At 52.9% G+C, this 14,261-nt stretch carries 12 protein-coding genes, 1 tRNA gene and 1 pseudogene; 8 read left to right on the forward strand and 6 right to left on the reverse strand.

Annotated elements, in window-relative coordinates; genetic code table 11:
• The first annotated feature begins 6 nt into the window (after positions 1-6).
• Positions 7-831 (forward strand): polysaccharide pyruvyl transferase family protein, encoded by an 825-nt coding sequence (locus E6C51_RS16570; protein ID WP_190236791.1) that lies wholly within the window; start codon positions 7-9, stop codon positions 829-831.
• 8 nt (positions 832-839) lie between these two features.
• Here the strand turns inward: E6C51_RS16570 and E6C51_RS16575 are convergent, their stop codons facing one another.
• Together E6C51_RS16575 and E6C51_RS16580 are read right to left on the reverse strand one after the other, a co-directional pair.
• The gene (locus tag E6C51_RS16575; RefSeq protein WP_190236792.1) at positions 840-1,733 is read right to left on the reverse strand and encodes a WcbI family polysaccharide biosynthesis putative acetyltransferase; all 894 of its coding nucleotides are present in this window, start codon (positions 1,731-1,733) and stop codon (positions 840-842) included.
• A gap of 14 nt (positions 1,734-1,747) precedes the next feature.
• Positions 1,748-2,821 carry a GSCFA domain-containing protein gene (locus E6C51_RS16580; RefSeq protein WP_190236793.1) on the reverse strand — a complete coding sequence of 358 codons (1,074 nt, stop codon included), beginning with the start codon at positions 2,819-2,821 and terminating at the stop codon, positions 1,748-1,750.
• Positions 2,822-3,247: 426 nt separating this feature from the next.
• On the opposite strand from E6C51_RS16580, the gene E6C51_RS16585 reads away from it, so the two are divergent.
• From E6C51_RS16585 to E6C51_RS16600, 4 genes and pseudogenes are all read left to right on the forward strand, one after another.
• Positions 3,248-3,520: a hypothetical protein gene (locus E6C51_RS16585; protein WP_190236794.1), complete on the forward strand. Its 273-nt coding sequence runs from the start codon at positions 3,248-3,250 to the stop codon at positions 3,518-3,520.
• A complete protein-coding gene (locus E6C51_RS16590) occupies positions 3,517-3,819 on the forward strand; it encodes a hypothetical protein (protein ID WP_190236795.1) in 303 nt (100 codons plus the stop codon). Before E6C51_RS16585 ends, E6C51_RS16590 begins: the two co-directional genes overlap by 4 nt.
• 337 nt (positions 3,820-4,156) lie before the next feature.
• Positions 4,157-4,467 (forward strand): annotated as a pseudogene (locus E6C51_RS16595) (DUF2312 domain-containing protein).
• Positions 4,468-4,471: 4 nt separating this feature from the next.
• Positions 4,472-4,765: a hypothetical protein gene (locus E6C51_RS16600; protein WP_190236796.1), complete on the forward strand. Its 294-nt coding sequence runs from the start codon at positions 4,472-4,474 to the stop codon at positions 4,763-4,765.
• A 62-nt stretch (positions 4,766-4,827) separates the two neighbouring features.
• On the opposite strand, the gene E6C51_RS16605 is transcribed toward E6C51_RS16600, so the two are convergent.
• The 3 genes from E6C51_RS16605 to E6C51_RS16615 form a co-directional block, all read right to left on the reverse strand.
• Positions 4,828-5,253 carry a tyrosine-type recombinase/integrase gene (locus tag E6C51_RS16605; RefSeq protein ID WP_330999778.1) on the reverse strand — a complete coding sequence of 142 codons (426 nt, stop codon included), beginning with the start codon at positions 5,251-5,253 and terminating at the stop codon, positions 4,828-4,830.
• A 209-nt stretch (positions 5,254-5,462) separates the two neighbouring features.
• Positions 5,463-5,552 (reverse strand) — tRNA-Ser (locus E6C51_RS16610).
• 135 nt (positions 5,553-5,687) lie between these two features.
• Positions 5,688-6,443: a YoaK family protein gene (locus E6C51_RS16615; protein WP_190236798.1), complete on the reverse strand. Its 756-nt coding sequence runs from the start codon at positions 6,441-6,443 to the stop codon at positions 5,688-5,690.
• A gap of 223 nt (positions 6,444-6,666) precedes the next feature.
• On the opposite strand from E6C51_RS16615, the gene E6C51_RS16620 reads away from it, so the two are divergent.
• On the forward strand, positions 6,667-7,080 hold the full coding sequence (locus E6C51_RS16620; protein ID WP_190236799.1) for a hypothetical protein: 414 nt from the start codon (positions 6,667-6,669) through the stop codon (positions 7,078-7,080).
• Between the two features lie 115 nt (positions 7,081-7,195).
• Positions 7,196-9,709 (forward strand): protein translocase subunit SecD, encoded by a 2,514-nt coding sequence (gene secD, locus E6C51_RS16625; RefSeq protein WP_190236800.1) that lies wholly within the window; start codon positions 7,196-7,198, stop codon positions 9,707-9,709.
• Between the two features lie 69 nt (positions 9,710-9,778).
• Here the strand turns inward: secD and E6C51_RS16630 are convergent, their stop codons facing one another.
• On the reverse strand, positions 9,779-11,590 hold the full coding sequence (locus E6C51_RS16630) for an ABC transporter ATP-binding protein (RefSeq protein ID WP_190236801.1): 1,812 nt from the start codon (positions 11,588-11,590) through the stop codon (positions 9,779-9,781).
• Between the two features lie 447 nt (positions 11,591-12,037).
• On the opposite strand from E6C51_RS16630, the gene E6C51_RS16635 reads away from it, so the two are divergent.
• Complete coding sequence (locus E6C51_RS16635; protein ID WP_190236802.1) at positions 12,038-14,218, forward strand: mechanosensitive ion channel family protein; 2,181 nt, start codon at positions 12,038-12,040, stop codon at positions 14,216-14,218.
• Positions 14,219-14,261 lie beyond the last annotated feature (43 nt).

Consider the following 14,261-nt stretch of genomic DNA (forward strand, 5'->3'; position numbering starts at 1 on the left):
TAAATTATGCCCCTCATTTTAAATATTCATCGGTCTAATACATCAAATATTGGCGACATTAAATCGTCGCCGTTTAATTTCTTTGACGTTCCTGGTTGGGACATTGTGAGGCATGACATTCTTGAATCTGTCAATTCAAATCATCGGGCGCAATGGGAGGCGAGCTTCGACGCGGCGGACTGCGTCGTTATTGGTGGTGGCGGGTTGTTTGGGATTGATTTTTTCGAGCCCGCGCTAAACGAGGCTTATCGGAGGCGGAGGCCTGACCAAAAATTTGTTACGTGGGGTGCTGGGCACAATAACTATCAGGTGGGATCTTGGCGCGAGATGAAATATAATCTGGATCTTATCCCTTTCAATTACGACCTGATTGGACTGCGTGATGCCAATCAGATTTATGACTGGGTTCCTTGCCCGTCGTGCATGGATCCAGCTTTTGATGAATATTATGAAATCACCGAAGACGTTGTTTTTTTTAAACATATTGAAACGGATCTCGATGAATACACATTGAGTATATTGCCAAAAAACATCCGCGTAATAGACAACTATACTTCTTTTCATGATGTAATAAAGTATCTAGCTAGTGCCGAATTGGTTTTAACAAGTAGCTTCCACGGTGCATATTGGGCGACCCTATTGGGACGACGCGTAGTAGCGTTTCCATTTTCATCAAAATTTTACAGTCTGCGCCATCCTGTTGCTTTAAGTGATATTCAAGACTGGAAGCGTATGGCACAGCAAGCGCGAACTTATCCCCAAGCGCTTGAGGAATGTCGAGGCGCGAATATCAAATTTCATCAAAAATTCCTTGATTATCTTGCGCCGTAATCCGGTCTTCACTGTGATCGGATTAAGTCGGCGAGATTCATCCCCCCCCAGATCGCCAACATATCGTTGCGGAATTTTTCGACTTCGAGTGCCGCATACCGGGTGTAAGAATCCTCTATGAATTCAGACAATCCAAATATGTATTTTTGACCATCCATTTTTGTTTCGCTCTTGAACGTATATCCACCTTGTACCCCAAAATAACTAGCTAATTCTGGATAGATCGGCCATTTTGCATAGTTTATAAGAGGGTCAGCAGAGTAATCGTCAATCCCCGAAATTTGCCTTGTGGCTATATGCCTTGTTGCTAGCATGTCGATCAATATATCATTTATCGCAAAAATTTTGGGATGATTGATAGAATTCATAAAAGGCTTCACTGCCATCCATTTGGGTATGTAATTCCCAACCTTGAGACCGCATCGCTGTAGTTCGGCATCCAATGCCATTACAGAATTATCCCACATCGAAAAATATCCGACATGTGAAAATACACTTTCTCGAAATGCCGAGAGACACTGCTCCTTTGTCAGGCCATTGGCAAAACAAAATGCAATCAAGGCCGAGTTATAGTCTCCCAAGCAACTACGCACAATTTTGTGTGTTTTGTCATCAACCAAATAGACGCAATCTGGATGAAATGCCGCAAAATTTAATGCGGGGAACTCCAGAACATCTAGCTCCTGTTTTAACTCATCGAAGTCAAAGCCCACAAGGTCATAAAATCGATGTGAGAGCACCAAGTCAAAATTTCGCAAATGTTCAATTAGGCTTTGGTTTCTTGAGAATTGCGTGGTTACATTCCAAACATGGAACAATTGAATGTGAGCGTCTGGAACTAGAACTCTCAACGACGCTTCTATTGATTCGATTTGACAATTGCCGAGTATCGCGATTTTCATGATGCCTCTACCTATCAAAGAACGTTGTTTTCAATGGACTCTTCGTCGCACACAACTTTGAAGAGGTTCGTGCTTTGGGCCTTCGAGTTTTCTTGCAACAACTGACGGCTTTCTTCGATTTCAACTTCTAACGGCCCATCATTGACGTAATGCTTGAAAAATATTCGCATAACATGTGCAACGCCTTCTGGTCGGATACTTCTAAAATCAGGTTCGAAATATCTATTTCCGACGACAGGGTTATTAATGATTTCGAAAGAAGGGAAATAGTCGACACCCTTGTTGCGATTTGAAAACTCCTCAGCAACAACGCGAAGCACTGATTTACTGTAAACAGTAGCTGCGAGAACTGATGACGGCGAATATGTTGCGATTAATGGGACTGGTGACACTGTCAACAGCATCCTAGCAGATGCATTCACTGATTTTAATATATCAAAGAACTGTCGCAAGTCGGTCAGAATTTGCTCTGTCGTGTAATTTGCAAACATGTAGGATCCCGGATCCCAATCACTCGCCACCACGCCAGGTGCCAAGGGTAAGCTAGCTCCGGATCCGATGTGTTCCCAGCCTTCAGTAAGCCCCAACGTAAAAACAAGAACATCCAACTCTGCAAACATTTTTCGTACCGAATGCAGATGCGCTTTCCTGTCGGCTAGCAAAGCTTCCTCATCGGCATAACCATCTGGTTCAATGTTTGGGCGAAATGGGTCAACCCAACGCTTGTCGGGTCGCTGCCACAACGGCATAGCATAATCAGCCAGGCCATAAGCTCTCTCAATGAGTTGACGAAGTTGTTTTACATTGTAAATATTGCCAAATCTCGCGGAATACACTCCGAAATTGCGATTATGCCGATCATGAGTTGAAAGGCTAAGGTCATCCTCGCTGATCAGATAGTTGAACCCTCGCGCTTGAATTGCTCGTGATAGATGCTGTGCGAAGCAACTGCCTGCTGTCGCCACGGCGTCTGATTTGGATATCTTGAACGAAGAGTTACGAACCGGATCCAAAAGAAAACTTGGGACACTTGAAACGGAACGGCGCCAAAACGCCTGATTTGGGAGCTTGTCATACGGGGTAGACATTCGCTGTTCCTTCAATCAAGAAATTACATAATTATTCGAAGACTACTAAGCCTGCTACGATTACGAAAGCCTTAAATGTCCGACACATTGATTTATTCATCAAATTCCGTCACATCAATCTCAGCCACAGCATGGGGCTGGGAGCATTTCGACAAAATGCAAGTCGCTGCAAATCTAAGCGTCGCAACTCGGAGATTGCGCAACCCTACTGATCTTGCCCCCAGATGTCCGGCATACGCTGCGGCGTTTGATTGCCTCGCAGACCGATGCTGTTCCTCGTGTGGCTATTGACGTTTACGGCTTCAGCGAAGGACGGGCCGGTTATGGCACAGCGAAAAGGCAAGCTTCTGCCGAACGCCCCGGCAATGTACTGGTCGGCGTTCGGCAGAACATGATGTTGAGGCGGTACTGGCCTATTTGCGGCAGATGTACCCTACCCAAACCTACCACAGCATTGCCGCCGATACCGGGCTTCCCTCTGGCACCATTGAGAACTGGTTCATGCGCAAGGCCAAGCCTTCTGCCTCGCATTTCGCTGGCTTGATTGCAGCCTATGGTCCACAGTTTCTGGCTGCGGTTCTGACCATCAGGCCAGAATGGGTGGACCGTGCTGCGAAATACGAGCGGGCACTGGCGATTGATCAGCACATCGAGGACTTACGGCGCGAGAAAGAGGCGCTGTTGGACGGTACCGTATGAGCCATCGGTTTGACAGTGCCACGGATCTTGTTGCGCAGGCACAACGGCAGCGCTTGGCCCAAATGCGCCAGACTGCGCGAGCGGTGCCGCTGAGCGCGCCGGAACTAGTGGCCGGATTGCTCAAGCAGATCGAATCGAAGTGCTGGTGGATTGATAAATTTGGCCACGGCCGAAACGCACGGCCAGCACATGAGGTGGAGCAACAGCGCCATAACCTCGCGGTTCTGGTTCAGGCCCACGACTTGATACGGGATCAGGGAGTTGGCGATGGACGTAAAACCCAATCCCGGCAGGGATAACAGCGGACTGGTCAAAGTCAGCTACCATGCGGTGACGCGCTATTTGCAGCGCATTGTGGGCGTCGCCGTTGAAGGGTCGTTCGCGGCCTCACTTGAAGAGGCCACCGCCCACTGTGATGCGGCTGGGCTGACGCTGGAGCAAGTGCGCTCGCTGATCTGGACACCGGATGTGGCCGCTGCTGCGCGGGTTGGATTTCAGTCGCTGCGAACGCCGGAGTTTCATGCGCGCCTCAGCGATACCGGCGTTGTCATGACCATCACCGAACTCAAGCCTCGGCCTGTGCTGGGGCGAATTAAAATCCTCACCGAGCCAGAGCGCAAGCGGCACGACGCCCGCCTGCAACGGCGCAGGAAAGGCAACACCTTAAAAACAGGAGACCACAGATCATGGCGGACACATGGCGTTGCCCGTGACCAGCTCCGCGCTTTTGTTGAGCGCATCGGGCGGCTGGAAGAAGAAAAAAAACCATCGCGGATGACATCACGGATGTTTACGGCGAGGCGAAGGGCACGGGCTTTGACGAGAAGGTTCTCAAGAAGGTCGTCGCACTTCGCAAGAAGGACGACCAGGAGCGCATGGAAGAGGATTTGATCCTCGACACCTATCTCCATGCCCTCGGCATGATCGACAGCCCACCGGAGGGCTGATGAGGTGGCACAAACTGCTGAAAAGAGACAACGGCAGGCGGCAAGGCCGGTGCCGGACAATGCCGTGGTGCCAATAGTGCAAGGGTTTGACCTGCATTTGATCTGGATGGATCAGCGCAACGTCACGGCGACAATGAAACATCTTCGCGCTGAGGGGATCAGGGAGCACACCTCTGGTGTCCCCCTGCCTCATGATGGTGGCTATGACCAGCATGTGCGCAGAACCATTGAGAGCGGCATTTGCTGGCGGCGCATTGGTGTGCGCAGGCGCTGGCGTGTGGAGGTGGGTCATAGCTGAGGCGCATGTTCAACGGCTGCGCAGGCTTGCTGTCTGCCCGATGCCGGAGTGTGACACTGGTGTCATACACCCCGGCGTTCAATCAATCGCAGCACCGGCAGAATGTCGGTTGGCTGCAAATCGTTGATTGGCCGCGCGCCGATATGCGGGAAGACCTCTTTTTCCAAGCTTTCGATAACATCGGAAGCGTGACGCTCAACCCACTGCGATTTTTGCAGATCATACCATTCGCGCGCCAACTGCTCGAAGGTATTAAGCGCTGCCAGTTTGCTGGCAAATTTGTTCATCTTTTTCAGGACAGAGGGGTCTTTACCCTCTCGTAGCTCGGCCTTAGCTTTATCGCGCGCCGCTCTCGCATCCGCCAGTGAGATATGGGGGTATACTCCAAGCGCCAGCAGCTTTTCTTTTCCGTCAACCCGATACTTCAAGCGCCATAATTTAGACCCTGACACTGCAACCTGCAAATCAAACCCGCCGCTGTCAGAGATCTTTTACGCTTTCTCAGCCGCTTTCGCTTTCTTGATTTGTGTGTCCGTCAGCATTCATCGCATCTTATCGATCCCCCATTGTTTCGGACCCTACCCAAAATCGTCGGGCTGTGTGGGTACATTCAAAAACAACGGAGTATCTTAGAAACTCGAAACAAAACGGTTTTCAAGGCTTAACGTACATTGGAAAACAGTTGAAAATCGAAAAATGGCGGAAGAGGTGGGATTCGAACCCACGGTACGGTCTCCCGCACGCCGGTTTTCAAGACCGGTTCCTTAAACCACTCGGACACTCTTCCTTCTATGTCAGAGCGATCTCTGACCGTATCGATATGGTTCGTTATCGATTCTGATTTCGGGTTATAGCCAGACAAAACGTGGCGTCAACACCATAACAACAAAATGCAGCAAAACCATTCAAATTACGTAGATTTTTATTGCTTCATGCCGCGTGCGTTATAGTCTTCCAGTAGCGGGAATATGGCAAGCACGGCAACGGGAATGGCGAGAAAAATTGCAGCCGAAATGCCGATGTGCTGAAATGAGATCGCCCCTGTTACACCGCCCAGAAAGAACAGAAAAACCATGCGTGACAGCAGCCACAATTTGGGCATATCTGCCCTCACCGGCGGGGGGCCGTCTGGTGGCGCGATTTGACGGCCATTCCAATAGAATAGCTTTCCCAGTTCGATGCCAGTATCTGTCACCAATCCAGTCACATGCGTGGTGCGGATGCGTGCGCCGGACAATTTGGTGATGATCGCGTTTTGCAATCCCATGACAAAACACAAGAGGGCGATAATCATCAGCGCGAGATCACGATCAATCGGCCCAAGAAACCCTGAGAGGGAAAACGCCACGAGCAAGGCGGCCTCCAACGCCAAGGGCAGAGCATAAATAGAGCGCAGATTCCGACGACGGCCCCAGTTGATCAGGATTGCCGAAACGCCTGCACCAAACAGAAAAAACACAAATCCGGTGAAGCCGGACAGCAGCAATTCAAGCTCACCCAGAACAAGATTATCCGCGAGCGAAGAAACAATCCCGGACATATGGGATGTGTATTGATGCACGGCCATAAACCCGCCCGCATTCGCAGCACCGGCAATGAAAGTGAGGTAAAAAGCGAGATGGCGGTCACTTGCCTCGGTTCGATCTCTGTGTGCTAGGCTTTTGATGTATGTTTTCATATTGGACACCGAACCTGTGTCAGCGACTCGTGACGATGCACAACTATCTCACTGTGAGATTGCCATGTGCAAGCCAATAGCAATGGCAAAATGTCACTCTTGTTCAAATGCCATCTCCTCGCTTTTTCGCCAGGCTGACAGCACCGTGAGCCAAATATGGCCAACGAGGGCAAAGCGCTTTAACGGTCGACAAATGACTTGAAGACGTGTTACCCGAAACCCTATGAAACGTTACGGATTTCGGCTCGCCATACGCAGCAGACGCCCGCGCCCCCATGGTGACGGCAGTGTGCTGGCTGTGTGCGTCTTTCTGCTGACTTACCTTCTGTTTCTTCCGTGGTTTCCGGGCACCACATTTGCTCCCCGCCATAATGTCAATGATCTTGATTTCAGCGCGCTGCGCGGCAAGGTTCATCTGTCTGTGCGCAATGAAGGCAGACATCTGCGGGATGCAGATCGCGACGACGATAAGGGAGGGCCGCCTCCCAATGATATTCCCCTCGTTCTCATCGATATCGCGCCCACGGCTCCACCTCAACGCGCCGAACAACAAATCGGTTGGGAGCAGGCCACGCTTGCGCATTCATCTTACCGCAGCGCGCATCAACCGCGTGCCCCGCCGTTGCAACATTCCTGATGCATCAATCGGCGCATCGAGCGCCTGAGGTTTATGATGGCTCTAACTGCTTGCTTTGCGCCCATTTCGGCCAATGCGCGAGGTTTGAACCATAGAACATATGGAATGATGATAGATGAAAACGCCACGCTGGCTTTTGGCTCTCTATAGCCTTGTGATCATGTTCGGCTTATTGACGGCTTTGCCGAACATTTTGCCACAATCCACCCTTGATAAAATGCCGTCCTGGCTACCGCACAGCCGGGTTTCGCTGGGGCTCGACCTGCGTGGCGGCTCCTATCTGGTGCTGGAGGTGGATTCCGCTGATCTTGTGAAAGAACGCCTGCAAACACTGATGCAGGACGCCCGTCAAACGCTGAATGAGGCCAAAATCGGCGTTTCATCCCTGCGGCAAGCCAACAAACAGTTGGTCATAACACTGAGCGATGAAACGCAAAGGCAATCAGCCATTGCAGCACTCCAAAAGCTTGCCACACCGGTGGGCGTTACCGGCAGCTCCGATCTCGCTATCACGGGCGCGGGGTCGCAAATCACCATAGCCATGACCGATGCAGGTCTGGCAGACCGCGTGACGGCAGCGGTTGATCAAAGCCTCGAGATCATTCGCAAACGTGTGGATCAGGTCGGTGTTGCCGAGCCAACAATTCAGCGTGCTGGCGCCGACCGCGTTGTGGTGCAGCTTCCGGGCGTTCAAGATCCGAAACGTTTGCGCGATTTGCTGGGCTCGACGGCCAAGATGAGCTTTCATCTGATGGCCAATCCCGGTCCTGATGGCCGAATGCCTGCTGGCACCGAAACGCTCTCAGACGACAAAGGCCAGCAATTCCAGATTTTGTCGCGTGCTGCCCTGTCTGGGGATCACCTGACGGATGCGCGGGTGAGCTTCAACCAGAACAACAACGAGCCTGTTGTCTCGTTCCGCTTCGATAACACCGGCGCGCAGCGGTTTGCGGAGATCACCCGCGCCAATGTCGGCCAGCCCTTTGCCATTGTTCTGGACAACAAAATCTTGAGCGCACCGGTGATCAACGAACCAATTACCGGCGGTGCGGGGCAGATTTCGGGCAATTTCACCGTTCAATCGGCCAACGACCTTGCCGCCTTGTTGCGCGCCGGTGCGCTGCCTGCCAAGCTCACCGTGGTTGAGGAAAGAACCGTCGGGGCCGATCTGGGGGCCGATGCGATTTCCGTTGGTATCATGACTGGTTTGATTGGCTTTGGTCTGGTCGTCACCTTCATGTTTGTGCTTTACGGCGCCTGGGGCATTTTGGCCAATCTGGCACTCGCCCTCAATGTCATCCTCACCTTTGCCGGATTGACACTGCTAGGTGCTACCCTCACCCTGCCCGGCATTGCGGGCATTGTGCTGGGCATTGGCCTAGCGGTCGATGCCAACGTGTTGATCAACGAGCGCATACGCGAAGAAACCCGCAAAGGCCGCACAGCTATGGCGGCACTTGATGCCGGTTTCAGCAGGGCTTACTCCACCATCATCGACAGCAATGTTACGGCATTGATTGCCACGGTGTTGCTGTTCTGGTTCGGCTCTGGCCCTGTGCGTGGTTTTGCTGTCACCATGGGTCTGGGCATCATTATTTCAATGTTTACGGCGGTGTCGATCGTCAAGGTTGCCATGATCGCGCTGGTCGGGCGCATGAAGCTGAAGACCCTGGAGATAAAGTCGCTTTTCTCCATGAATCTTGTGCCCGAAGGCACCACAATACCTTTTATGAACGCGCGCTTCATTGGTATTGGCCTGTCAGCCTTTTTGTCTGTTGCCTCCGTTGTCCTCTTCATCACACCGGGATTGAATTACGGTGTCGATTTCAAGGGCGGTATCCAGATGGAGGTTTCCACCCAGGATCCCGCCGACCTTGCATCCTTCCGTAAAGGGTTGGAAAGCCTTGGCTTAGGCGATGTGGGCCTGCAACAGTTTGGTGATCCGAAACACTTCCTGCTGCGCGTGGAGCGCCAGCCAGGTGGTGAGGAAGCCCAGACAGCAGCGGTGGAGAAGCTTCGCAACGAGTTGGTGGTGATTGATAAAACCAGCAATGTGCAGAAAACCGAAGTGGTTGGCCCCAAAGTCAGCGGCGAGTTGGCAACTGCTGGCTTCCTCTCCGTGCTCCTGGCCAGCCTCGCCATGATGGCTTACATCTGGATACGGTTTGAATGGCCATTTGCGGTGGGTGCCATTGCAACACTTGTGCTGGATGTCACCAAAACCCTGGGGTTCTTCGCCCTGACAGGCATGGACTTCAATCTCACCGCCATTGCCGCACTGCTGACGCTTGTGGGCTATTCGGTCAATGACAAAGTAGTGGTTTATGACCGCATGCGCGAGAATATGCGGCTTTATAAATCCATGCCGCTGCGCGATGTGATTGATCTTTCAATCAACGAAACGCTGGCACGCAGCATCTATACCTCTGCCACGGCTTTTCTGGCGCTCTTGCCCATGGCCATCTGGGGCGGCAGTGCCGTGTCAAGTTTTGCGGTGCCGATGGTGTTTGGCATTGTGGTGGCCGCTATCTCGTCAGTGTTTATTGCAGCACCCATCCTGCTGTTTTTGGGCGATTGGCGGACAAAGCACCGCAAAGCGACCAAACAAGTGCTGGCAAAGCAAGCATAAGTACATCGTCATCATGACTTGGCCGAGGCCATCGCCTCGGCCAAGTCACTTACCTTTGCCAGCCATTTCTTACTCGCCAATCACCAAGCCCTTGGTCAATTCAAGTGCCTGCCGCTCAAACAAGCCGCGATAGATGCCGCCATTGATGCGGATCAGGCTTGCGTGGGTACCCTCTTCCGCAATCCGGCCCTGCTCGAACACCAACAGACGGTCCAAAGCCCGCACGGTGGACAGACGGTGGGCGACAACCAATGTTGTGCGTCCCTGCATCAGCCGCTCCATGGCCTGTTGAATCAGCATTTCCGATTCTGAATCAAGGCTTGATGTTGCTTCATCCAAGATCAAAATCGGCGCATCGGCCAAAAACGCCCGGGCAATGGCAATGCGCTGACGCTCACCGCCCGAAAGCTTGATACCGCGCTCTCCAACCATGGTTGAATAGCCTTTCGGCAAGGCTTCAATAAAGCCATGCGCGCTGGCAAGCCGGGCGGCATTTTCAATCTCACGTGCACTTGCGCCCGGTTTTGCATAGGCAATGTTTTCGGCCAATGTCCGGTGAAACAGAATGGGCTCCTGCTGCACAATGGCAATTTGCCGACGCAGTGCCGCCTGCTGGGTGCGGGAGATATCCTGCCCGTCAATGCGGATCATGCCACCGTTCACGTCATGCAAACGCTGGATAAGCTTCACAAACGTGGTTTTGCCAGAGCCAGAATGCCCCACAAGGCCCACCCTTTCGCCCGGTTTGATCGTAACCGAAAAATCCCGATACAGCGGCGCGGAATGGCGGCCGTAATGGAAATTCACGCGGTCAAATTCAATCCGGCCTTCGGTGATGCGGATCGGCTTTGCACCCGGCATATCTTCGATACCCAGTGGTTGATCATGCAACCACACCAGTTCCTCCATATCGTTGACCGATTTTTGAAGGTTGCGAATGTGCATGCCCACTTCACGTAGGTAACCCTGCAAGATAAAGAACGCCGTCAGCACAAAGGTGATGTCGCCCGCGCTGGCCCGACCACTGGCCCAAAGCCACAAGGCAAGGCCCAAAACGCACCCGCGCAACAGTGCAAGCAACGCCGCTTGCATGGAGCCATTCAAGGTTCCGCGCGTCCACGTCCGACGTGTGCGGTCTTGCCATTTGCGCACCACCTTCGCGGTCCGCTCATCTTCGCGCGTTTCAGCGCCAAAGGCCTTCACAACCGCATTGCAGGTGACAGCATCGGCCAGCACACCGCCTAGCCGGGTATCCCAACTGTTGGCGAGGCTTGCCATGGGTGCCACATAGCCCAAGGCCATGCTGGCAGTGAACACCAGAAACAGCAACGACCCGACCCCAACCAGCAGGCCCATCATGGGCCAATGCCACGCCATCAGCACGGTTGATCCTGTCAGCATCACCACCGACGGAAACAGCGCCACGAACACGGTATCATTGAGCAAGTCCAGCGCCCACATGCCGCGCGTTGCCTTGCGCACCGTTGAGCCCGCAAAACTATTGGCATGCCAATCGCTGGAGAACCGCTGAATTCTGAAAAACGCATCACCCGCAATGTCTGCCATGCTGCGCAGGGTAAACTGGATGATGGTGGTGAAGGTTGCGTGGCGTAGCGCGACCGCCCCCACCGAGAGCGCCATCAGCCAGCCAAAAGCAGTCATGGCATTATGCCATGTCACCGCATCGCTGGCCTGACCGGTGACAACAGCATCAACCAGACGGCCAGAAAAGAGCGGTGTGAGAACATCGGCAAGCGTTGAGAGCAGAACGGCGCAGACCATAAACGCAGCCCGCCCAGGCTGACGCCGCCAATGAACCCAACAAAAACGAAAAACGTTCCTGAATGCCCCGGCACGCCGGGATTTTTTTCCAAACAGCATAATAAATTCCGGCAACCGCCGGCCTCACGAAATAGAGATTGAGAGAGCCGTACGCAAAGAAATGCCAACGGCAGAATTTAGAATTTGAAAGATGAGAAGCTCAGAACTCGAACGGCTGAGCAATCAACGAAAGAGGCTGCTATGCAGCAACACCAGGCATTGCGCCAGATCGGACCCCGGTCGCGATATTGGCTGATGCCACGGGAGATTTTGAAAAATATGCCATCATAAACCTCCCTTTGAGCGCGTTGATAATGCAAAAATTGTAGACGGTTGAAAAATGGATGCCAAGACCGTTTTTTGCCGAAAATCAAGGTAATGGGCAACCGTGCCAAATTCGCCACAGTCATTTATCAAAAATCTACCTTTTTCGAAGTAGTCTCTGGGCGCAGCCCCAGAGCCACGGGCGGCTTGGATCAGAATGGCGATGGCTGGAGACACACCCCTATGAACGGCAGCTTGCGGTTCTCGTTTCAAAGCCTCAGAATTTTATTTTTGCTGATCGCCGTTAGTTTTTTCTTCGGGTTATCATCGCATTCCTTTGCTGCCGACCAAACGGTGACCATTCATATCGGCCCCGGGCAAACCAGCAGCGACATTGAAAAAGTGTTGAATGCTGCCAAAAGCCTCGGAAAACCTGTGGAGGTTGACTGGACAGCCGCACCCGCAGCCCCGTTGCAGACAACAGGCGCTTCAACAGACGCCGACATGATGATGTCCGCCTACAGCACGATACTGGCGACGCTTGTTCGCGGCGGCGACATTGCACTCACCGGGTTGTACGGATTGCCCACCGCGTTGCACAATAGCTGGACCGCTCTTTCGGACGAAGATTCAGGCATGGAAGATGTCGGCTATACCGTTGCCATCGCCATTTTCTCGGGGATGGCGGCGGCCTTGGCTTTTCTGTTCGTCTTCACCCGGTTTGCACCAAAATTAAAATCGGACCGCGAGCCCTTGGCCAAAGCATGGACGGCCGCACTGCGTCTGTTTGGCGATCTGTGTGCTCTGATCTTGTTTCTCGCCATCACCCGCAGCAGCGTCCATATGTCGCTGGCATCAGGCTCTTTTGCGCGAGAGGTTGCAGGCGGTATTATCCAAACGGTGTCCTTGACCGCTGCATTTGCGGCTGCGGGTCGACTGTTGTTTTACCACAATGGATCATCTGGACCCTTGCTCGACATTGCCAATCCCCGCTGGCATCTCGGTATGACCATCGGCTTTGGTGCCCTTTCCGGCATTATTGCCGCAACGCTCAGGCTGGCAGATACCCGCGGGCTGGACCCGATGGCCACGGATGGCTGGCTGTTTTTGAGCTCCACCATTCTCACGATTTACAAGCTTACCTGGGTCATTGTCGGTCGAAACGATATCGCCGCTGCATTTTCCGGCCGTGATGCCAATGGTCTGTCGCGGGCCGCGGGTAAGGCAACCGTCTATTTCTACGCGCTTTCTGTCATCTTCATATGGCTGCTCGGCTTTTTGGTGACGGGAACAGCGCAAAATGCCACGTGGTCGCGGGTGGCTGGCTCAAGCCAGGTGCTGTTCGTACTGATGCCAATTTTGGGGCGAGGCATTTCGGCGCTGTTTCGTTTGCTTGGCAATAAGCGCGAAGCCGCATCCGGTGCGGGGTTTCCGTCGGTACTGCTTTGGGCGTTGCGTATTCCCTTCGCTGGAGCATGCTGGATTTTTGGCATCCAGTTTACCCTTGTTATGTGGCGGCCGCTGCTGGATGGAGCGGGAATCGCGACGTCCACCTGGCTGGTCCATCTTCAGCAATTTGGCATTGCCGCAGTGTGTAGCTGGTTTGCATGCAGCTTCTTGTGGAAATATTTTGAGGCAGTCTCGCCAGACAAGGGCGTGGCTTTGCCCGGCCATGATGATGCCGCGCATAAGACAACAAGCCGGCTTTCAACAGTGCTGCCCGTGGTGCGCAATCTGGTGCTGGGTGCGGTGGTTTCCATTGCCCTGCTGGTCACATTGTCCTCCTTGGGTGTCGATGTCGCACCGCTTCTGGCAGGGTTCGGCGTTTTGGGTCTGGCCCTGTCCTTTGGCTCGCAAACACTGGTGAAGGATGTTGTTTCCGGCATCTTCTTTCTCGCCGAAGATGCGTTTCGCATTGGTGAGTATATCGATACCGGAAAATTGAAGGGGACCGTTGAGCAAATCTCGCTGCGATCGATCCGGCTTCGCCACCAAAACGGCCCAATCCACACCATCCCATTCGGCCAGATCACCGCCGTCACCAATTTCAGCCGCGATTGGGGCACGATTAAATTCGAACTGCGCTTTGATCGCGACGCAGAATTGGACACCATCCGCCGAACAGCGAAAAAAGTCGGTTTGGCCATGCTGGAAGATCCGGAATTTGGTCATGAATTCCTTGTACCCCTAAAAATGCAGGGCATTCAGGAAGTCAACGAAAACTCCATGGTCATCCGCTTCAAATTCACCTCTCGCCCCGGAAATCCGAGCATTATCAAGCGCGAAGGCATTCGTCGGCTTTTGAGCGCTTTCAAGCAGGCGGGCCTCAATCTTGCGTCAAACGCTGTCGTTGTGCGCAATGGCAGCGGCACTCTGACAGATGGGGCAGCCGCAATACCAATGCCGATTGCAAATCAACCCTGATATATCTTATCTGTATTCTTTAGAACATTTTCACTCTGCTTAA

Origin of the sequence: Gillisella terrae, from assembly GCF_004801395.1 — a bacterium.
GTDB lineage: Bacteria > Pseudomonadota > Alphaproteobacteria > Rhizobiales > Rhizobiaceae > Allorhizobium > Allorhizobium terrae.

Coding starts and splice junctions, on each gene's coding strand:
- E6C51_RS16575 (WP_190236792.1), bottom strand. CDS start 1,733: ATGAAAATCGCGATACTCGGCAATTGTCAAATCGAATCAATAGAAGCG.
- E6C51_RS16580 (WP_190236793.1), bottom strand. CDS start 2,821: ATGTCTACCCCGTATGACAAGCTCCCAAATCAGGCGTTTTGGCGCCGT.
- E6C51_RS16615 (WP_190236798.1), bottom strand. CDS start 6,443: ATGAAAACATACATCAAAAGCCTAGCACACAGAGATCGAACCGAGGCA.
- E6C51_RS16630 (WP_190236801.1), bottom strand. CDS start 11,590: ATGCTGTTTGGAAAAAAATCCCGGCGTGCCGGGGCATTCAGGAACGTT.
- E6C51_RS16620 (WP_190236799.1), top strand. CDS start 6,667: ATGAAACGTTACGGATTTCGGCTCGCCATACGCAGCAGACGCCCGCGC.
- E6C51_RS16570 (WP_190236791.1), top strand. CDS start 7: ATGCCCCTCATTTTAAATATTCATCGGTCTAATACATCAAATATTGGC.
- secD (WP_190236800.1), top strand. CDS start 7,196: ATGAAAACGCCACGCTGGCTTTTGGCTCTCTATAGCCTTGTGATCATG.
- E6C51_RS16590 (WP_190236795.1), top strand. CDS start 3,517: ATGAGCCATCGGTTTGACAGTGCCACGGATCTTGTTGCGCAGGCACAA.
- E6C51_RS16585 (WP_190236794.1), top strand. CDS start 3,248: ATGTACCCTACCCAAACCTACCACAGCATTGCCGCCGATACCGGGCTT.
- E6C51_RS16635 (WP_190236802.1), top strand. CDS start 12,038: ATGAACGGCAGCTTGCGGTTCTCGTTTCAAAGCCTCAGAATTTTATTT.